Annotated in this window: 21 protein-coding genes; 8 read left to right on the forward strand and 13 right to left on the reverse strand. The window is 34.6% G+C overall.

Annotated elements, in window-relative coordinates:
* Nucleotides 1-72: 72 nt before the first annotated feature.
* Entirely contained in the window at nt 73-1,002 is a 930-nt protein-coding gene (metA, locus tag X929_RS02070) for a homoserine O-acetyltransferase MetA (protein WP_103066391.1), read from the reverse strand.
* A gap of 45 nt (nt 1,003-1,047) precedes the next feature.
* Nucleotides 1,048-2,340, reverse strand: coding sequence for an O-acetylhomoserine aminocarboxypropyltransferase/cysteine synthase family protein (locus X929_RS02075; RefSeq protein WP_103066392.1), 1,293 nt, complete (start codon nt 2,338-2,340; stop codon nt 1,048-1,050).
* A gap of 369 nt (nt 2,341-2,709) precedes the next feature.
* Here X929_RS02075 and lspA point away from each other — a divergent pair, with 369 nt between their 5' ends.
* Genes lspA through X929_RS02100 form a run of 5 tightly spaced genes read left to right on the forward strand, consistent with a single transcriptional unit; the run spans nt 2,710 to nt 8,670 of the window.
* Nucleotides 2,710-3,165, forward strand: a complete 456-nt coding sequence (lspA, locus tag X929_RS02080) for a signal peptidase II (protein ID WP_103066393.1) — start codon at nt 2,710-2,712, stop codon at nt 3,163-3,165.
* Nucleotides 3,140-4,099, forward strand: a complete 960-nt coding sequence (locus X929_RS02085; protein ID WP_103066394.1) for an RluA family pseudouridine synthase — start codon at nt 3,140-3,142, stop codon at nt 4,097-4,099. The genes lspA and X929_RS02085 overlap by 26 nt, the downstream gene beginning before the upstream one ends.
* Nucleotides 4,083-6,545, forward strand: a complete 2,463-nt coding sequence (locus tag X929_RS02090) for a helix-hairpin-helix domain-containing protein (RefSeq protein ID WP_103066395.1) — start codon at nt 4,083-4,085, stop codon at nt 6,543-6,545. The genes X929_RS02085 and X929_RS02090 overlap by 17 nt, the downstream gene beginning before the upstream one ends.
* A gap of 21 nt (nt 6,546-6,566) precedes the next feature.
* Nucleotides 6,567-7,628, forward strand: a complete 1,062-nt coding sequence (locus X929_RS02095) for a glycosyltransferase family 4 protein (protein WP_103066396.1) — start codon at nt 6,567-6,569, stop codon at nt 7,626-7,628.
* Entirely contained in the window at nt 7,615-8,670 is a 1,056-nt protein-coding gene (locus tag X929_RS02100) for a lysylphosphatidylglycerol synthase transmembrane domain-containing protein (RefSeq protein WP_103066397.1), read from the forward strand. The genes X929_RS02095 and X929_RS02100 overlap by 14 nt, the downstream gene beginning before the upstream one ends.
* On the opposite strand, the gene glpX is transcribed toward X929_RS02100, so the two are convergent.
* On the reverse strand, nt 8,671-9,699 hold the full coding sequence (gene glpX, locus X929_RS02105; protein WP_103066398.1) for a class II fructose-bisphosphatase: 1,029 nt from the start codon (nt 9,697-9,699) through the stop codon (nt 8,671-8,673).
* A 300-nt stretch (nt 9,700-9,999) separates the two neighbouring features.
* Between glpX and X929_RS02110 the strand changes: the two genes are divergently transcribed.
* The 3 genes from X929_RS02110 to X929_RS02120 are packed head-to-tail and all read left to right on the forward strand — an operon-like array spanning nt 10,000 to nt 12,687.
* Nucleotides 10,000-11,418, forward strand: a complete 1,419-nt coding sequence (locus tag X929_RS02110; protein ID WP_103066399.1) for an aminopeptidase — start codon at nt 10,000-10,002, stop codon at nt 11,416-11,418.
* Between the two features lie 8 nt (nt 11,419-11,426).
* Nucleotides 11,427-11,978 (forward strand): hypothetical protein, encoded by a 552-nt coding sequence (locus tag X929_RS02115; RefSeq protein ID WP_103066400.1) that lies wholly within the window; start codon nt 11,427-11,429, stop codon nt 11,976-11,978.
* 1 nt (nt 11,979) lies between these two features.
* Entirely contained in the window at nt 11,980-12,687 is a 708-nt protein-coding gene (locus X929_RS02120) for a hypothetical protein (RefSeq protein WP_103066401.1), read from the forward strand.
* Nucleotides 12,688-12,698: 11 nt separating this feature from the next.
* Here the strand turns inward: X929_RS02120 and atpC are convergent, their stop codons facing one another.
* The 10 genes from atpC to X929_RS02170 are packed head-to-tail and all read right to left on the reverse strand — an operon-like array spanning nt 12,699 to nt 19,739.
* On the reverse strand, nt 12,699-13,097 hold the full coding sequence (gene atpC / locus X929_RS02125) for an ATP synthase F1 subunit epsilon (protein WP_103066402.1): 399 nt from the start codon (nt 13,095-13,097) through the stop codon (nt 12,699-12,701).
* Nucleotides 13,098-13,122: 25 nt separating this feature from the next.
* Entirely contained in the window at nt 13,123-14,526 is a 1,404-nt protein-coding gene (gene atpD, locus X929_RS02130; RefSeq protein WP_103066403.1) for a F0F1 ATP synthase subunit beta, read from the reverse strand.
* 11 nt (nt 14,527-14,537) lie between these two features.
* Nucleotides 14,538-15,365 (reverse strand): ATP synthase F1 subunit gamma, encoded by an 828-nt coding sequence (atpG, locus tag X929_RS02135; protein ID WP_103066404.1) that lies wholly within the window; start codon nt 15,363-15,365, stop codon nt 14,538-14,540.
* A gap of 15 nt (nt 15,366-15,380) precedes the next feature.
* Entirely contained in the window at nt 15,381-16,895 is a 1,515-nt protein-coding gene (atpA, locus tag X929_RS02140; RefSeq protein WP_103066405.1) for a F0F1 ATP synthase subunit alpha, read from the reverse strand.
* Complete coding sequence (gene atpH, locus X929_RS02145; RefSeq protein WP_103066406.1) at nt 16,892-17,458, reverse strand: ATP synthase F1 subunit delta; 567 nt, start codon at nt 17,456-17,458, stop codon at nt 16,892-16,894. The genes atpA and atpH overlap by 4 nt, the downstream gene beginning before the upstream one ends.
* Nucleotides 17,458-17,949, reverse strand: a complete 492-nt coding sequence (gene atpF / locus X929_RS02150; protein WP_103066407.1) for a F0F1 ATP synthase subunit B — start codon at nt 17,947-17,949, stop codon at nt 17,458-17,460. The genes atpH and atpF overlap by 1 nt, the downstream gene beginning before the upstream one ends.
* A gap of 49 nt (nt 17,950-17,998) precedes the next feature.
* Entirely contained in the window at nt 17,999-18,289 is a 291-nt protein-coding gene (locus X929_RS02155) for a F0F1 ATP synthase subunit C (RefSeq protein ID WP_199171171.1), read from the reverse strand.
* A gap of 48 nt (nt 18,290-18,337) precedes the next feature.
* Nucleotides 18,338-19,156, reverse strand: a complete 819-nt coding sequence (gene atpB / locus X929_RS02160; protein ID WP_103066408.1) for a F0F1 ATP synthase subunit A — start codon at nt 19,154-19,156, stop codon at nt 18,338-18,340.
* A gap of 30 nt (nt 19,157-19,186) precedes the next feature.
* Complete coding sequence (locus X929_RS02165; protein WP_169924914.1) at nt 19,187-19,525, reverse strand: ATP synthase subunit I; 339 nt, start codon at nt 19,523-19,525, stop codon at nt 19,187-19,189.
* Nucleotides 19,461-19,739, reverse strand: a complete 279-nt coding sequence (locus tag X929_RS02170) for an AtpZ/AtpI family protein (protein WP_103066410.1) — start codon at nt 19,737-19,739, stop codon at nt 19,461-19,463. The genes X929_RS02165 and X929_RS02170 overlap by 65 nt, the downstream gene beginning before the upstream one ends.
* Nucleotides 19,740-19,752 lie beyond the last annotated feature (13 nt).

Genomic DNA, 19,752 nt, shown 5'->3' on the forward strand with positions numbered 1-19,752 from the left:
TTTGTATAAAGATATTAAAACTGTAGAGCAACTAATAGGTTAGCTCTACAGTTTTGTTTTTTGAATTGATTATTAAAAAATTGCCTCGTCAATATTATCAAGGATGTATGGGGTTTGTTGATAAACATAGTAATTTAACCAATTATTGAATAAAATATAAGCATGACTTCGCCATCTTACGACAGGACGTTTTTCTGGATCATCATGCGGAAAGTAGTTCGCTGGGATATCTATATCCACACCTTTATTTAAATCCCGATAATATTCTTTTTTTAAAACCTCTGGATCGTATTCTGGGTGCCCCGTAACAAATACTTGCCTACCATCTTTTCTTTCAACTAGATAAACACCGGCTTTTTTCGATTCGGCTAAAATTATAAGTTCTTTTATAGGTTCTATATCTTCCCTTTTGATTTGGGTATGTCTAGAATGAGGAACCCAAAACGTATCATCAAATCCTCTAACCAATGGTGAATCTTCACAACTTACCGAATGCTCGAATACGCCAAATATTTTCTTTGATACATGATATTTATTAATGCCAAAATGGTAGTACAATCCCGCTTGAGCACCCCAACAAATATGAAGAGTAGAAAACACATTTTTCTTTGACCATTCCATCACTTCTTTCAGCTCTTCCCAATAATCCACTTGTTCAAAATCAAGAGTTTCAACAGGGGCTCCTGTAATGATCAATCCATCGAACTTTCTGTGATTTATCTGATCAAAAGATTTATAAAAGGTGTCTAAGTACTCTTCTGATACGTTTTTATGGTTGTGCGATACCATCCTTAAAAGCACCACATTTATTTGCAAAGGAGTATTACTAAGTAATCGTAATAGCTGTGTTTCAGTAACGATTTTGTTCGGCATTAGATTCAAAATAACAATCTCTAAAGGTCTTATATCTTGATGTATCGCCCTCTCTTCAGTCATTATAAATATGTTTTCTTTTCTCAATACTTCTGTAGCTGGAAGATTTTCAGGTATTTTTATAGGCACTTTTAACACTCCCTTCGTTCTGTCCCGGATGAACTCAAAAAATGGTTAATGGTTCTTAGTTGCTTTAGTTAGAGCTGAATCTATATCCTCGATCAAATCATCGATATCTTCTATTCCGACGGATAGCCTAATCATATCCGGACTTACCCCAGAAGCGAACTGTTCTTCTTCACTCAATTGTCCATGAGTGGTGCTAGCCGGATGAACGGCAAGCGATCGAACATCCCCAACATTAGCAACGTGGGAAAATATTCTTAACCCTTCAATAAACCTTTTTCCAGCTTCTACTCCACCTTTCACTCCAAAGGAAAGTATACCACCAAAACCATGTTTTAGATATTTAACGGCATTTTCATGAGTCTTATGATTTTTCAATCCCGAATAATTTACCCAACTCACCCTTGAATCTTCAGATAGAAATTCCGCAATTTTCATTGCGTTAGAACAATGCCTTTCCATTCTCAAACTCAATGTTTCAATCCCTTGTAATGTCAAAAAAGAATTGAAAGGACTTATTGAAGCGCCCAGATCTCTTAACCATTGGAAACGAGCTTTCGAGATATAAGCGGCATTTCCAAATTTTTCATAAAAACTTATCCCATGAAAAGCAGGGTCTTCTTCAGTTAACATACTAAATTTACCGTTGTTCCAGTCGAAACTTCCACTATCAACGATAATTCCACCAATTGAATTGCCGTGTCCATTCAAGTATTTGGTTAAGGAGTGAACAACGATATCGGCACCAAATTCAAAAGGTTTGCACAAGTACGGTGTAGCGAATGTATTATCTACGATCAATGGGATGCCATTCTCATGAGCTATCTTAGAAATCCCTTCGAATTCAGGTACAGAAAGTTCGGGATTCCCGATAGTTTCCACATAAACCGCTTTTGTCTTATTATTTATCTTATTTTTTAGACTGTTCATATCGTCAACATCAAAGAAAACAGGCTTTATTCCAAATCTACTCAAAGAATTCTTAAATAGTGTGAATGTTCCACCATACAAAGAGCTTGATGTAAGTATTTCATCCCCCTCTTTCATAATGTTTAATACCGCTATCGCTTCTGCAGCCTGCCCCGAGGAAGTAGTTAAAGCACCCACACCGCCTTCCAATGCCGCAACCCTTTTCTCCAATACATCGGTCGTTGGGTTCATTATACGTGTATATATGTTCCCGGTTTCTTCCATGTTGAAAAGCCTAAGGGCATGAGCTGAATCTTCAAAGGTATAAGATGAAGTCTGGTAAATTGGTACTACGTTAGCCCCTGTAGTTGGATCTTTTTCATAACCTGCATGAACCATTAAAGTATCGAAGTTGTGATTCCTTTCTTCCATATTTTTCCTCCTCGTTGGCTTAAAATTATAGTATCTTGAGAAGCTCTAAAACTTGTGTTAGCGCCCCTTCACCCGAGCGTTAAGGAACAAGCCCCTTAAAAACCCCAAGTTCAAAATCATAGTTTATTAAAAAAACCTTTTTGCATAAGACTGCAAAAGGGCAAACCCCTTAAAAACCCCAAGTTCAACGTCAAAATCATTTAAAGACCTACTTTGCACAATACAGCAAACCATAAAGATGAAAGAGCTTCAGTGCCTTTGCCTAGTAATACGATTAATAAGATTTTTATCAGGAATATGGCAAATTTCCCCTCTAAAGTGTTATAATCAATAACGGTTATAATAAAGTAAAAAGAAGGGGTTAAGTGGATGAATTGGGTTATACCTATTATTATCTTTTTTGACCAATTAACTAAAAAACTTTCAGAAACTTTTCTCTTAGAAAACAACATTAAAATCGGATTTTTTCAATTGACCTACATTGAAAACACAGGTATCGCCTTCGGATTTTTTAAAGATTTGGCCTTGTTTCATGGAACCCTTTCTACGTTAATAGTCATTTTTCTTTTTATATTAAAAGAAAAATACAAAGAAAGATATAAGCTTTTTACCGTTTCTTTTGACTTGGGTATATCTTTTATTATAGGGGGAGCTTTAGGCAATATCTTTGATAGGATTAGGTTAGGATACGTTGTAGATATGATATATTGGCCAAACTTTTCTATATTCAACGTAGCTGATATATTCGTGACTTTTGGTGGTGTGATTTTATTATACCATTTTTTCAAAAGGAGCAAATATGGAGAAAAGAATATACAAGGTTGAAAAGGATGATGATCAAAAAAGACTCGACGTATACATTGTCGAAAAAATTCCCATTGAAATTTCTAGAAATCTCGTTCAAAACGCAATAACTAAAGGACAAATTACCGTCAACGGGACTCAAAAGAAACCTCATTACAAAGTTAAACAAGGCGACGAAATTCAAATAGATTTTCATGAATTGGTGGAAGAAACCAAAGAAGAGGAAATCTTACCAGAAAATATACCATTAAATATACTGTATGAAGATGCGGAATTAATCGTTATCAACAAACCAGCTGGATTGATAGTACATCCAACACCAAATATCAAAAGTGGTACTTTGGTTAACGCCCTAATGTACCATGTAAGGGATCTTGACAGGACGATGCAAGATTCAAACAGATTAGGAATCGTTCATAGGTTGGACAAAGAAACCTCTGGGGTGATGGTTGTAGCAAAAACTAGCTTTTCATATCACCTACTTTCAAAAGAGTTTAAAGAAAGAATGACAACGAAATACTATTTAGCTGTAATAGAAGGAACTCTAAAAGAAAAAGAGGGAGAAATAAATCTGCCCTTGGGGAGGCATCCTGTTTTAAGACACAAAAGGGCTGTTGTGTACGATGGAAGAGAGGCGGTAACTGAATACAAGGCGTTAAAAGAATTTGAAAATCATGCCACGTTGGTTTGGATAAGGCTAAAAACGGGAAGAACCCATCAAATAAGGGTGCATTTCAAATACCTTGGTAATCCCATAATTGGAGATTCTTTGTATGGAAAAAATAAAATCGATAAAAATCTTCAAATATCAGTGAATAGGCAAATGCTTCACGCTTTGAAATTAGGCTTTTACCATCCAAAAACTAAAGAATGGATGGAATTTTTGGCCCCTTTACCCGAAGACTTTAAGAATCTATTGATCACTCTAACAAACCTAGATGGACAAAATTCTTGACGGAGGGCTGCCATTGAAGATCTTAGGACCTGTGGTAACTTCCAAAACTATCGGTAAATCCTATCTGCAACTAAGGGACCTTTTTCCCTTAGCAAAAAGGTATGGCTACAATTGCATAGTTCTATCAGAGCCACACCCAAAATCATGGGTAAGTTTTATTGTTTATGCCCAAAAGTATGGAGTTAAGCCAATAATTCTGTATGAAACGGTAGATGGTAAATTCTTATTGCAAACAAACAACGATATTAGATCAGCTGTAATTTACTATAACGGATTAGTAAGCGACTTAAAATTAAAAAAAATCGATTTGAATCTTCCCTATGTGAAATATCCAACAGGGGTTTTAAAAGATATATTTAACGATGAAGAATCTCTTTGTATCAAAGATGGTTTAAAATATCAAAATGAACTATCTATATTCTCAAATATAGAAACTTATTACAATATAAGAAACTATAAATTTGATGAATACAAAGTTACTGACTTGAATTTAACAGATATTATTTTACAAAAAGAACTAACTTCCGAAGAAAAAAAACGCCTATCCTATGAGCTGAACATAATAAAAAAGTTAAACGTGGAAAATTATATTCTAACGGTAAAAAAAATCGTTGACACCGCTATAAAAAATAACATCTTAGTTGGACCTGGAAGAGGTTCCGCTGTAGGTTCTTTCTTAGTTTATAAATTAGGAATAACTAAGGTGAATCCTATTGACTACGATCTCCTCTTCGAAAGATTTCTAAACCAATACAGGCATGAATTACCCGATATAGATCTGGATGTCGACGCGGAAAGAAGAGTTGATCTAATAAAGGCCTTGCAAAAAGAATTTGGAGAAAATAAGATCTCTCAAATCAGGACTTACTCCACCATGAAAATCAAATCCTCTTTAAAAAAGGCAGAAGAACTACTTGGATACAATTTAGAAGCTAAAATAAACGCTCCGATAAGAAGCAAAGAAAACATTGATAAATTTAAATCTTTACCGCAAAAAGATAAAACCTTTTTTTATGTCGCTTACTATCTTGAAGGAATAGAAGTAGCAGAATCGGTTCATGCAGCAGGTTTGATAATTTCCCAAAATGACCTTAGAACCTTTTCTCCCATTGAAGGAAAGAAAACGCCCCAAAGGGGATTCAAGGAAGTACCTATTATAGAATGGGAAATGTCTGATTTAAAATATTTAGGAGTGGAAAAATTCGACATTTTAGCTTTGGACACGTTGACCTTCTTAAAAAAATTACAAATAAAAGAAAAGTACCGAGAACTTAATGATTCAAAAACTTTTCATTACCTGTCCAAAGGATTGACAAAAGGTATCTTCCAATTGGATTCAAAACTAGGGCAAAAATTAGCCCAAAGAATAAAACCCAAAAATTTTGAAGAACTTATCTTACTATTAGCTATCAACAGACCTGGACCTCTTGAATCCGGAATGATAGATCAATACGTTAATGAAGACTCCCCAGAATATTTGAAAAAGATTTTCCCAGAAACAATGGGGGTCTTAGTTTACCAAGAACAGATAATGAAAATCGCTCAAATCTTAGGAGAATTTTCTCCTCAAGAATCTGATTTATTGAGAAAAGCAGTATCTAAGAAAGAAAAAGACAAAATTACAACCTTCAAAAACAAATTTGTTACCAACGCTTCAAAAAAGATAGACGAAGAAGAAGCAAACGTATTGTTTTCACAAATTGAAAACTTTGCTCAGTATGCTTTTAATAAATCTCATGCGGTAGCATACGCTCACATCACATATTGGCTATCAGAAAAAAAATTCCAAGATCCTTCCAATTTTTTCTTAGAGTATGTTAAAATAAAAGGCCTTGATGTTGATATAATAGATGAAGCATCGCTTTTAGGAGTAAAAATAAAGTTACCAGACATTAGATATCCATCCGGTTTAGCAAGTAAAACAGATCTAATACTACCTTTGTATATAATTAAAGGAATAGGCAAAAATATCTCTCACATATTCGAAGAAGCGAAACTCTCAAACTTAGAAGATTTTTTTAATTTCGTAATCAACAAAAATATCAATAGAAATATTGTGGAACTAATAATCAAATCAGGCGCGTTAGATTATTTCAACAACAATCGTAAAAATTTACTAAGAGAGGTCACTCAGCGAGTGAAAGGAAAAGTCCAACAGTTAGAAGATATTAAAAGTACGTTATTCGGAGAGGTGAAACAAAAATCAATTAAAAAGGTTGAAACAACCTTACAAGACTACGCACAATACGAAATAGAAAGTATAGGATTCCCATTAAGTTTAATGTCTCAAAAAGGGTTATCTAATACGTTGATAAATAAATATCTTTACAGACAAAAGGTTTACCTTGATGGTTATGTCTACAGAGATTTTATAGTCGATAACTCTGCTATGATCTATTCAAAAGTTTATAACAAAAACTTGAAAAGACTGATTAAATACATTTAATTTCAATTTTGAGAGGGAAAAATGAAAATCAATATTTTATCAATAGCAGAAAAATACCCTGGTCAAGGGGTGTATTCGGCCACATTGGATCACAAATACATTTTAAAAAAATATAGTGATTACACAATATACGAGAACAAAATTTTAGGAAATTACGATGTTTTACATATTCATACTATAAACATAAAAAGCTTCTTATCGTTGTTAAAGAATAAGAAAAAATCTTTTTGCGTGATTTCTGCTCACATAGTTCCTAATTCCCTGAAAGGTAGTATAAAATTCAGTAAACTATGGTTACCTTTTTTCAATAGATATTTAAAATATTTCTATAACTCTTCTGACTGCATTTTAGCCGTCAGTGAAGAAACTAAAAATGAGTTGATTAAGGATCTCCAGATAAATCCAAATAAAATTGTGGTCTTCAGAAACTTTGTTATAAAAGAATTGTTCCTCACAAAACCTGAGGAAAAACGCACTCAAAAATCCTATTTAAGAAAAAAATATGGATATAATGATGATGATTTCATAATTTTAGGCGCCGGACAGATACAACCCAGAAAAGGTATAACAGATTTTGTAGAAACCACTAAAAGATTAAAGAACATGAAGTTCATTTGGGCCGGTGGAATGCCCTTTAAACATATAACTGAGGGTCATGATGAAATGAACAGATTGATAAAAAGGTCGCCTAATAATGTCAATTTTATTGGAGCCATAAACAGAGAAAAAATGATCGATTATTATTCTTTATCCGATATTTTCTTCTTACCTTCCTTTCAAGAAACCTTTGGATTAGTTGTAATTGAAGCAGCTGGAAGCGGTTTACCTTTAGTGCTGAGAGATTTAACGGTTTACAAACAAATATTTTCTCCCAACTACTTATCTGGTAACTCAGTAGAAGATTTTGTAGAGATAATCAAAAAACTTAATATTAACACAGAACTATACGCTGAATACGAGAAAAAGTCTTACATATTATTTGAAAATTATAGCGATGAAAAGGCCTTTATAAAATTAAAAAATATCTATGAAGAGGGTCTAAAACAAAAAATCTATATAGGAGGTAAAAATGCCCGGAGATAAAACCAATGAAGAGGGGAAAACACTTAGTAGAAAAAAAATAATCATTAATCTAATCATTGCTTTAATTATTGGTTTAGTCATCAACATTTTGATCTCTTTTTTTGCAGATTTCCAAGAAACCCTCGTCACCCTTAAAACTGTCAATCTATTCGTTATTGTGGAGGTATTTATAGTTTTTTCTATGGCTTATTTGATAGATTTAATAAGATTGTACCTAGTATCCATAAGCTTCCACAAAAAAATAAAGTTTAAAGATGCCATATATAATACCATTTCATACTATTTTATGTCAAATATCACCCCAATGGCTAGTGGTGGTCAACCTTATCAAATATACCATCTTACAAAATTAGGAATAGAGTCAACTTTGGCTACAAATATAGTGATGTCAAGGCTTGTAGAAAATTTATTGTTCTCTTCGGCTATGATCCTAATCTTCATAAAAAGAGTAATGAGTATTTTAAACAGAATAGGAACTGGGAAATATATACTTATCATTGGTATAATAGCTGCATTAGGGTTCTCAGCTTTGTTAATTTTAATATTTTTAAACCCAAAATTGATATATAAGTTGTTTAACTTCTTACTGAAGATATTGCCATTAAAAGATAAATCGAAATTCGAAAAAAGGTTACAAAAGCTAGAAAATTGGCTAGTAGAGCTAAAGTTAAGCATTAAAGCACTATGGATCGAAAAGGCACATATAGTTGCGGTTGACTTTATATTGGGTGGTTTTACCGTTTTTTTTCATTCTCTAGGTTTGTATATTGCATTGACATCTATTACGTCAGGAAATTACAGCATCCTTGAAATATTCATTCTTTTTATAATAATGAACTTTGTCATCTATTATATACCTACCCCTGGTTCCACAGGTGGAGTAGAGACATTGTATGGTATTGTCCTTGCTAGTTTTATGCCCGGAAGATTCGTTTCTACAACTATATTGTTGTGGAGATTCGCAACTTATTATTTACAAATAGCCTTTGAAGGGGTAATCTTATTTATGACAAGAACAAAAGAAAAAGGAGTCTCAACATAATTAATTAATATACTCGTTCCTCAAATCTATCAATCTTTTATCCTCTTCTAAAGATTTCAACCTTATAGTTTTATTTTTCAAATTATGCATAGACTCGATTTTTCTTATAGTAGCACTCTTACTTCTCATCGTAAGTGTATGAGTGTAAGCAAAGCCTTTAACAAATTTTACCCCTTTTAAAAGATCCCCATCCGTGATACCTGTTGCAGAAAATATTACATCTTCCCCACCAACTATTTCATCGATATAAAAGATTTTTTCAACGTCCCAACCTTCTTCCTTGATCGATTGTTCTTCAATTCTATCCCTTGTCCATAATTTCATTTGAATTTCTCCCCCTAACGTTTTTAAAGCAGCAGCTGACAGTACCCCTTCAAGAGTTCCCCCAATACCAACATAGATATCCACTCCACTATCGGGAATCGCGGTCGCTATAGCTGCTGTGATATCCCCATCACTTATTAATTTTATTCTCGAACCAGCTTCTTTAATCTCTTCTATAATCTCTTCATGCCTTTGCCTATTCAAAATAACAAAAGTTAGTTCCGTTGGTGCAATTCCCAAAACCTCACACGCGATTTTTATATTCTCTTTCATAGGTTTTCTTAAATCCAATTTGCCTTTTAATTCACGTCCTACAGCAAGTTTAAATGAATAAAAAGTCGGCAGTACTTTAATGCCTCCAGACACCGTGGCAGCAACGCAACTTATGGCATTGGGCAGGCCGAAGGCAGCCAATTTCACTCCGTCTATAGCATCAACGGCTAAATCCATTTCAGAAGTGCTGTCTTGCCAAGTACCCACTTTTTCATCAACGTACAACATCTTTGAATTTTCTTTATCGTATTTACTCATTACTATATTCCCTTTAAAGTCTATGTAGTCAAACATGCCTCTCATAGCATCGATAGAACTATGCTTAATCATTTCCAAATTACCACAACCCAAGTATAAACTACTCATCAAAGCAGATGCTTCTGTAACCCTTACAAAATCCATAGTCAACTCTGGATAAATCTTCTTTTCCATAAAAACCCCTCCTCACAAAATTTTTTAATTGCCTTTAGGGACTCTAAAACCTGTAATAGCGCCCCTCAATTTTATCTTTCATAAGCATTTCTATTATAATATTTTTATACTTTTTAAACAAATAATAAAATTCAAGAAAACAAAAGTTTAAACACCGTAATTAACTCTATTGGCAAATATTTCTACCTAATCACATATAAACGCATTATTTGAGTATACATAAAACTGAACTGAAAGAATATTTATTTAACTTGGCTTATTTTCAAAAAAATATGGTAAAATTTTATTGGAGGTGATCTAATGAACCTAACAGAATTAGAAAAAAGTTTAACCATTCAAAAGAAAAGTGTTTGGAGCAAAAGGGACAAAGAAGATATCGATAGGTATACTTCACAGTACAAAGAGTTTATCAACTTTTCTAAAACTGAAAGAAAAACAGTTTCATATTCAGTTGAACTCCTTGAAAAAAACGGTTTCAAACCTCTATCTCATTATGTAAAATCTGGAAAGATAGAAAAAGGTGATAAAGTTTACTTTGTAAACAGAGACAAGGCAGTATTCGCTTTCAAGTACAACAATCCTTTGAAGGAGGGCATCAACATAGTAGGTGCTCATATAGATTCGCCGAGGTTTGATTTCAAGCCAGAACCTATAGTTGAAGATGAAAATATTGCAATGGCGAAGACTCATTATTATGGTGGTGTAAAGAAGTATCAGTGGTTTAACATACCTCTTGAATTACATGGTGTAATAATAAAAAGCGACGGCAGTAAAATCGAGATTTCCATAGGTCAAGATGAAAACGACCCCATATTTGTAATATCTGATTTGTTACCTCATCTTGATAGAGATTTGGCTAATAAAAAGGTTTCGGAAGCCTTTGAAGCTGAAAAGATGAATTTGCTCCTTGGTACTACTGCTATTTCCTACGATGAAACCGATAAGGTTAAAAATCCTGTTAAGTTAAATATCTTAAAGCTCTTGAACGATAAATACGGAATCGTAGAAGAAGACTTAGTCAGTGCTGAATTGGAAATCGTTCCTGCACTTCCTGCCAGAGATGTAGGCCTAGATAAGAGCCTTTTAGCTTCTTACGGACACGACGATAGGGTCTGTGCCTACACCGCATTAACCGCTTTAATTGATGCACAAACTTCCGTAAAAAATCCTGCAGTTTTGCTAGTTGATAAAGAAGAAATCGGTAGCGACGGAAATACAGGGGCAAAAAACCATTTCTGGATCTACGTGTTGAAGAAAATTGCCGCTTTGGCAAAAGAAGAAGAACTACTTCAAAATATAGAAGAAATCCTTACAAATTCAACTTTACTTTCAGCGGATGTGTCAGCAGCTGTAGACCCAAACTACAAAGAAGCTCATGATTTATCCAACGCTCCAAAATTGGGTTACGGTATAACTCTGATGAAATATACAGGTTCAGGGGGCAAAGGAAGAACAAACGATGCAAATGCTGAATTAGTAGGAAAAATTAGAAACCTTTTCAACAAAGAAAATATATCTTGGCAAATAGGAGAATTAGGAAAGGTTGACAGAGGCGGAGGAGGAACCATAGCGCTTTTCTTTTCTGAAAAAGGTTTAGACGTTTTGGATGCTGGCGTTCCGCTTTTGGGGATGCACTCTCCGTATGAAGTAGCATCAAAAGCGGATATATACGAAACTTATTTGGCTTATAAAACTTTTTATGAAAAATTTGGAAAATGAGAATTTTTGTGGGAAACTCAGCAAATGCGATGGAATTTTTTGATTTTGACTTAATATTATCAACCTCAGGTTGGTCTTTAAACGACCAATCTGAGGTTATTGCTATCAATAACAAAGAGTATGTAGAATGTTATATAAACAGGAACAAAACATACTTAAACAGGGATAATAGGTTCATAACTGAAAAAGATACTTTATTATCGTTTGGGTTCACCAACGACGCTCTAAATTTTGAATTTTATTTCTTGAGCCTTTTGTACCAAGTGGATTTAATCGTTCTTTCTTTAAACTTTTCTGAAAGTTTGGAAGAAAAAGTTCTTTTGCATATACAATCAAACTTGCGAAGAGTAAAAATCCCGTCGATAATTATAAACACAACGAAAAACAAATCTAGGGTTTCTTACATCGTTCCCAATTACAAGAGCGAATTCGTAATAAAAAACGCTATTTATTTCACGCTTGATTACCAAAAGAACAAGAATTACCTATATTCTTTTGGGAAGTATTTATCAGATTTGAAAGAAAGTATTCATAGCTATGATGTCAAGGTGTTGAGGTGAAATGAGAGCACATGATCTGTTCTTGAAGTTACATTATAACTTTCTTAAAAAAGAACTATTTGAGTCTTTAAAAATTATCAATGGAGAACCAAAAAGTTATAACAGGGACAGTTTGGGTATCTACGTAATAAAAAAGTTGACTCCAAAAAACATAATAAAATGCTTTACTGAAGGCGTTAATCAAGGTTTTTATATCTTTCTTTACTCTTCTAACAAAAACATCCCGTACCGCAAATTAAATGTAATTTCTGAAGTTGCCAATATTTATGGAATTCATTTGATTTTATTTCTAAAAAACGATATTCTCAAACTTTTCAACAATCAAGTTGTTCTCATAAACCAAGAAAGAAGTTTAACTCATAGATTATTCTCAATAAACTCTTATAAAATTTCTTTTGTCTTTCCTGAGGAAGTAACAAATCCAGCTGCTATAACAACTTTGAAGATTCAAGAAGTTGACCTAGTATTCAGTAAAAGCTCCATGAACGACAATAATCAGGACTTAGCTAATAATTTAATTGCATATGTCCTAAGCGATCAAAAAATATTTTCCCCTTCTATTCTAGAGAAAGATAAAACTTTCTTAAAAGAAAGGGGAAAAATATGGTTGAACTTACGATATTTAAAAAGTATTAAAGACAATTATTTAGAAAAAAATTACAGCGATTTACAAAGGATAAAAACTAAAATAGATCTCATTCAACGATAGTTAAAATCCTTTTATTTTCTTTTCGATAAATTGACCCTTAAAAGATTCTTCTCAATTCTAGTTTGTAATTTAATTTTTTTAAACTTATCTTCTGCTGCTTTAATCTGCTCTTGGGCACTTTCCATAGCTTTCCTCGCAGCTTCAACATCTATATCTTCCGATCTTTCAGCAGCCGTGGTAACAATAGTCATTTCTTCCCCAGTCATCTCCAAAATACCACCATGGATCGCAAAACTATCAACTGAGTTATCAACTTTTTTTATCAATACTGGTGCAATCCTTAAAGAAGTCACAATGGGCAACCGTTGAGTTAAAGTTCCCATAGACCCCTCTTTTGTTTTAAATTCTACATACTGAACATCTTCTTCGTACTTTACCCCTTCTGGGGTAACAACTTTGAATTTAAATATTTATACCACCTGCCTTACAAACACGTCATTCATTCATTTTTTTAGCTTTTTCTACAGCCTCTTCTATAGTTCCTACCATATAAAAAGCACCTTCTGGTAAATCATCATGTTTACCTTCAAGTATCTCTTTAAAACCTTTGATAGTATCTTCTATGTTAACATACTTACCAGAATAATTTGTAAATCTTTCTGCAACAAAGAAAGGCTGAGTTAAGAATCTTTGAATCCTTCTCGCTCTATTTACTACCTGCCTATCTTCTTCCGATAATTCTTCAATACCCAAAATCGCTATAATATCTTGTAGATCTTCATACCTTTGCAAAACTTCCTTGACTTGTCTTGCAACCGAGTAATGTTCTTGACCGACAACGTTGGGATCCAACATCTTCGACGTGGAATCTAATGGATCAACCGCTGGATAAAGTCCCAATTCTGATTGTTTTCTTGAAAGGTTTAAATTCGCGTCCAAATGGGCAAAAGTAGTGGCAGGTGCAGGATCCGTGAAATCATCCGCAGGTACATAAATAGCTTGAACAGAGGTAATAGATCCATCTCGTGTGGAGGTTATTCTTTCTTGCAACTGTCCCATTTCCGATGCCAACGTTGGCTGGTATCCTACAGCAGATGGCATTCTTCCAAGTAAAGCCGACACCTCTGATCCTGCTTGTACAAATCTGAATATATTATCTATGAAAAGTAAGACGTCCTTTTTTTGCTTATCCCTAAAGTATTCTGAGACTGCTAATGCGGTTAGAGGAACTCTGAACCTTGCCCCAGGGGGTTCGTTCATCTGACCGAACACCAACGCTGTGCTATCAATAACCCCTGTCTCTTGCATCTCCAGCCAAAGATCGTTACCTTCCCTGGTTCTTTCACCTACACCTGCAAATACAGAGATTCCTTGGTGCTCTTTAACGATATTTCTTATAAGTTCCATAACAAGAACCGTCTTACCAACCCCAGCTCCACCAAAGAATCCAATTTTCCCGCCTCTTGGGAACGGAGCCAAAAGATCTATACATTTAATACCCGTCTCTAAAATCTCAATTGATGTATCTTGTTCATTCAATGATGGAGGGTCCCTGTGAATTGACCAGTACTCTTCTCCTTTAACCTCTCCTTTCTCATCGATAGGTTTACCTAAAAGATTTATCATCCTTCCCAATGTAGCTTCCCCGACAGGAACTTTTATGGGCTCTTGCGTGTTGATAACCTCTTGACCTCTTTTTATACCATCCGTAGAATCCATTGCAACACATCTAGCTGTATCGTCTCCGATTAATTGCTCAACTTCAAGAACCAATTCTTCGCCTGAGTACTCGTTTTTTACTTTTAAAGCATCGTAAACGTTAGGCAGTTGGCCTTCGGGGAATTTCACATCGACGACAGGTCCAATGACAGATATTATTTTACCTTTTTGATCTTGCATCGAATTACCTCCTATTGCATATTCGCCCCATTAACAATCTCTATTAATTCTTGGGTAATAGAGGCTTGCCTTTGCTTGTTGTATTCAAGGTTCAACTCTTCTATTAAATCATGTGCATTATCCGTGGCGTTTTTCATTGCGTTCTGTCGAGCATGAAGTTCACTCAACTTGGTTTCAAATAAAAATAAATACATTTTAGAGAGAAGATACTGATATGCAGCATCCTCAAACACTTTCTCTTCTTCTGGTTCGTATTCGTATCTCGCATCTATTTCAAATTTATCTTTTGTTATCGGAAGTAGATCATAAGTCTTCGGTAACTGTATCAAGGCGTTTTTTAATTCTCCATACACAACCTTCACTTTACTAATGCCTTTGTTTCCCATAATTTGGAAAATAATTTCCAGCAAATATTCAGCATGATCAACCTTTGGGATATCGAATAGGCTTATCTCTTTTTCCAAGACTGTTTCACTCTTTAAACCTGAATACCCTTTAGCACCCAAAACAAAGTATCCTTTAAAATCTTCTAACTTAGATTTTGCCATTAAAGCTTCTCTTGTTAAATCAGAGGGAAAAGAGCCTGCTAATCCCATGTCTGGGGTGATTACAAAAACTAAGGACCCTTCACCATTTTGTGTGTAAAAGTTTTCTTCAATAAAAGGGACTTTTTTCAAGATCCTTTCCGCGTAGTTAGAATAATCTTTTACACCTTTCCATTGCCTTTGTATTTTGTTGAGCCTTGCAGCAGCCACCATCTGCATAGCTCTTGTTATTTGCATTGTAGATTCCGTAGAGGCGATCCTTCTTTTAATGGCTCTTAAATTACCGCGGCTCAATTAAAATCACCACACTCATTTAAATACATTCAAAAATTTTGAAATTGCTTCATTCAATTCTTTCTTTATTTCATCCGTTATGTCTTTATTTTCTTTTATCTTATTTAAACTCTCAATATAATTTTCTCTAAGATATGTCAAAAATTGTCTTTCAAAATCACCTATCCTATCCGTAGGGATTTGATCGAGATAACCTTCATTAGCAGCGTAAATAACAGCAACTTGTTCCTCTATCTCCATCGGTGAATATTGTGGTTGCTTCATCAATTCAGTAAGTTTCTCACCTTTTGTTAACTGTTTCTTAGTTGATTCATCAAGATCCGCAGAGAACTGAGTGAAAGACTCCAACTCTCTGTACTGAGCTAAATCTAATTTTAAAGATCCTGCTACCTTTTTCATCGCCTTAGTTTGTGCAGCTCCACCAACCCTTGAAACAGATAAACCTATGTTAACAGCAGGCCTTATCCCTGCATTAAACAAGCCTGTTTCTAGATAGATCTGACCATCCGTTATAGAAATAACGTTGGTGGGGATATAAGCTGAAATATCGTTCGCCTGTGTTTCAATTATTGGCAAAGCTGTCAAAGAACCATTCCCGTGCTTTTCGTTCAATCTAGACGCTCTTTCCAACAATCTTGAATGCAAATAAAAAATATCACCAGGATACGCTTCCCTTCCAGGTGGTCTTCTAAGTAACAGCGATATTTCTCTGTAAGCAGCGGCATGTTTGGTTAAATCGTCGTATATTACCAACGCATCCTTACCGTTAAACATAAAATATTCTCCAATTGCAGCACCGGCGTAAGGGGCTATATACTGTAAAGAGGCAGGATCTGAAGCATCTGCCGCAACCACTACAGTATAATCCATTGCACCGTACTTTTCTAAATTATCGATCGTTCTTGCCAAAGACGAGGACTTTTGTCCAATCGAAACATAAATACAAAAAACATCTTTACCTTTCTGATTTATAATTGTATCTATAGCTATAGCGGTTTTACCAGTTTGTCTATCTCCGATTATAAGTTCTCTTTGACCTCTTCCTATAGGAATCAAAGAATCCAACACTTTTAAACCGGTTTGAAGAGGGGTATCAACAGGTTTCCTAGTTACAACACCCATAGCCTTTCTTTCGATAGGATAAAAATCCTTGGTATTTATTTCACCCTTCCCATCCAAAGGCATACCTAAAGGATTAACCACTCTACCTAACATCTTTTCTCCGACAGGTACTTCTATTATTCTGTTGGTTCTAACTAATTTGTCTCCTTCCTTTATTCCTTTGTAATCCCCCAAGGTTATTATACCAACGTTATCTTCTTCTAAATTCATAGCTATACCGTAGACCTTTTCACCTTCAGATGTTTCTATTTCAACCAATTCGTTGGTCATGATATCCTTTAAACCGTAAGCCCTAACGATACCATCGCTTACCTGCATTACCCATCCTATTTCTTTTATCTCTCCACTTTCATAACTTTTTATACGTTCTTCTATTACTTTTGTCAACTCATCTGGATTAACTCTCAAATATTTTCACCTCCACCAACTGGGGCATAGGCGGATTGAATGTTCTGTAAAAATCCCTTTACGGAGAAATCAAAAAACTTATCCCCGATGTATAACTGTAATCCACCTATAAGATCTTCTTTGAATTCTGTTACTAACTTAATTTCTCTTCCTGTTTTATTATGAATTGCCTGCTTAATTTGATTTATCACTTTATTAGTCGTCCTACTCGGAAGTATAAGCCGCACTTCTACAACTTTTTCTCTCTCTAAACTCTCTTGATACAAAATAAGAGACATAAAAGGGATCAAATTTTGACGCCTTTTATCAACTAAAGCTTCCAAAAACTGAATAAAAATCGTATCTTCAAATTCTGATACCTCTTTCATCCTTGTAACTATATGTTTTGTAGGAACCAACGGACTATAAACCAAATCTCTAAGAGTTTCACTACTATCGAGAGCTTTTTTTAACCTTTGAAACGCTTCTACGTACTCATCTAATCTAGAAATTTCACCCTTCTTTTCCAAAGTATTCAAAAGGGCTTGGGCATACTTTGAAGCCAAAAAATAAGAAGCTTTCATCACAATTCTCCTTTGTCTTTTAAACTGTTTATAGCCCTTCTTATCAACTCTTCGTTCTTCTTTTTATCGATCTGTTCCTTTAATATCATAGAAGAAATAGCAACAGCTAGAGAAACTATTCTCGATTGTAATTCTCTTGCTGCACTTTCTTTAATATCCTCAGCCTCTTTTTCTGCTTTGGCTAAAATAATTTTCCTCTGCTCTTCAGCCTCTTGTTGAGCAGACTTTACTATGGATTTGGCTTGTTCATCAGCATTCGCCAAAATTTCGCGTCTTTTATCGTCCGCTTCAGCCAACTGCTTATCCAACTCTTCTTTCTTTGATTGGGCTTCTAACCTCAATTTTTCCGCTTCGTTTAAATTCTTTTCTACTTCTTTTTTTCTTTTATCTGTTATATCAAAATACGGCTTGTACAACAACCTGTACATAAGAAACATAAAAGCCAGAAAACCTACTAGATTTACTATTGATGTTAAGTTAAAAGATATCATACTCTCACCTCTTTGGGGGGAAACTAAAAATTCTCAGCAAAATAAACACTTAAGGAAGAACAAACAACAAAATCAAAGCAACAACCAAAGAATAAAGACCGGTTGACTCTGTAACCGCCATTGCCAATAACATCCTCGTTGTTAAATTCCCACTCATCTCCGGCTGCCTTGCCATAGCGTCCATTGCGTGCGCACCAACGTTACCTTCTCCAACACCAGGACCTATAGCTCCTATTCCCATTGCAACGCCTGCTCCCAATAACTTTCCTAAATAATATAAACCCCATCCAATGGAACCACCTTCAGAAACTAAATTTTGAAGCATAGTAGATAAATCCATCTTTTTCTCCTCCTTAAACTAGTTTTTTCAGATTTAATAAATTTTGTTTTATTCTAATAAAGAACCAATATACGCAATAGTTAACAAAGCAAAAACAAAGGCCTGAATGAGCCCAATAAACCAACCAAAAAAACCCCATAAGAAAACAGGCAAAAGAAAATATTTCAGCATATAACTAATAATCAAAACCAATATCCCTCCACCCATGACGTTACCAAATAACCTTAATGAATGGGAAATTGGTTTAGCTAATTCACTTATTATGTTAATAGGGAACAACAACGGGTTTGGCTCAAAGAAAGATTTAAGCCATCTCAGCACACCTTTGGACCTTGCAGCAAAAAAATGACTAACTACTAAAACCATCAAGGCATATGTAAGATTCACATTTAAATCGGAGGTAGGTGTGTACCAGGTATTTGTGAATAATTGTACATTCAACCCATTTTCAACAGGCACAACATCAATTCCAGGTATTCCTCCAAGCACGTTTGAAACGGCTATATACAGAAAAAAGCTCATAGCTATAACGAAAGTTTGTTTCCTATACTTAGGATTGGGAACAGAATCTTCCACCATTTCCCAAAAATAATCAAAAAAGGTTTCTACAGCAGCCTGTAAGCCTCCCGGGATTCGCTCAAAATGTATGCTCCTTGCAATTAAAATCAACAGAAACATAATCCCAAATGACATAATTAGAGTCATGGGGTTCAATTGACCAAAGAACCCTCCATCACCAAAATAAACTATCCATCTATCCCCAACACCTTCTAAACTCATGTCAAAAACGAAAAAATTAATTAATCCCAAAACTATATAAGCACCAAAAAGAAAGATGGTAAATTTCTTCAATCTATCGTTCGTCAAAAGAACACCTCCTCCAACTAATTACCACACTTATTTATACGATAAAAACGGAACAATCTTCAAATTAATCAAACCCACAAAAGCCAACAAAAGGGCATATGCTGAATTAACGGCAGCGATTCCCAATATCACACCATACAAAAGATACCTCATAAAAAAACCTGGTAAGATCTTCTTTGGTTTTGAACCAACCGTCATTTTTTTAATCTCTTCGGCAAGTGAATAAAAACCTATAACCGCTCCAATTCCTCCCCACAACACCCAAAGAGCTTCTAAAGAAAAGAATAAAGAAAGAACAAAGGTCTCAACCAGAATTATCGCCATTGTTTTCATCTCTATCTCTTTCAGCTTTTTTTTCAGCTCTTTCATACTTCTCTACCTCTTTCAAAAGCTCCCTTATTCCAGAATATAATCCGGAAATTATTCCTAAAAACATCAATAAAACCATCCATATTTGCTGGTCGGTAAAACTGTATAATATATATCCTATCAAAAGACCAACAAATATATTTGACAGAACTATTACAGCAAAATAAATGATCATGTTCAAATGACTAAGTGAACGTAGATCGTGTTTTTTCAAGATAATACCTCCA

This window comes from Petrotoga olearia DSM 13574 (assembly GCF_002895525.1).
Classification (GTDB): Bacteria; Thermotogota; Thermotogae; order Petrotogales; family Petrotogaceae; genus Petrotoga; species Petrotoga olearia.

Excerpts from the sequence above, each read along its gene's own strand:
- X929_RS02075 (WP_103066392.1), bottom strand. The coding sequence starts at position 2,340 with ATGGAAGAAAGGAATCACAACTTCGATACTTTAATGGTTCATGCAGGT.
- lspA (WP_103066393.1), top strand. The coding sequence starts at position 2,710 with ATGAATTGGGTTATACCTATTATTATCTTTTTTGACCAATTAACTAAA.
- X929_RS02085 (WP_103066394.1), top strand. The coding sequence starts at position 3,140 with ATGGAGAAAAGAATATACAAGGTTGAAAAGGATGATGATCAAAAAAGA.
- X929_RS02090 (WP_103066395.1), top strand. The coding sequence starts at position 4,083 with ATGGACAAAATTCTTGACGGAGGGCTGCCATTGAAGATCTTAGGACCT.
- X929_RS02095 (WP_103066396.1), top strand. The coding sequence starts at position 6,567 with ATGAAAATCAATATTTTATCAATAGCAGAAAAATACCCTGGTCAAGGG.
- X929_RS02100 (WP_103066397.1), top strand. The coding sequence starts at position 7,615 with ATGCCCGGAGATAAAACCAATGAAGAGGGGAAAACACTTAGTAGAAAA.
- glpX (WP_103066398.1), bottom strand. The coding sequence starts at position 9,699 with ATGGAAAAGAAGATTTATCCAGAGTTGACTATGGATTTTGTAAGGGTT.
- X929_RS02110 (WP_103066399.1), top strand. The coding sequence starts at position 10,000 with ATGAACCTAACAGAATTAGAAAAAAGTTTAACCATTCAAAAGAAAAGT.
- X929_RS02120 (WP_103066401.1), top strand. The coding sequence starts at position 11,980 with ATGAGAGCACATGATCTGTTCTTGAAGTTACATTATAACTTTCTTAAA.
- atpD (WP_103066403.1), bottom strand. The coding sequence starts at position 14,526 with ATGCAAGATCAAAAAGGTAAAATAATATCTGTCATTGGACCTGTCGTC.
- atpH (WP_103066406.1), bottom strand. The coding sequence starts at position 17,458 with ATGAAAGCTTCTTATTTTTTGGCTTCAAAGTATGCCCAAGCCCTTTTG.
- atpF (WP_103066407.1), bottom strand. The coding sequence starts at position 17,949 with ATGATATCTTTTAACTTAACATCAATAGTAAATCTAGTAGGTTTTCTG.
- X929_RS02155 (WP_199171171.1), bottom strand. The coding sequence starts at position 18,289 with ATGGATTTATCTACTATGCTTCAAAATTTAGTTTCTGAAGGTGGTTCC.
- X929_RS02165 (WP_169924914.1), bottom strand. The coding sequence starts at position 19,525 with ATGAAAGAGCTGAAAAAAAAGCTGAAAGAGATAGAGATGAAAACAATG.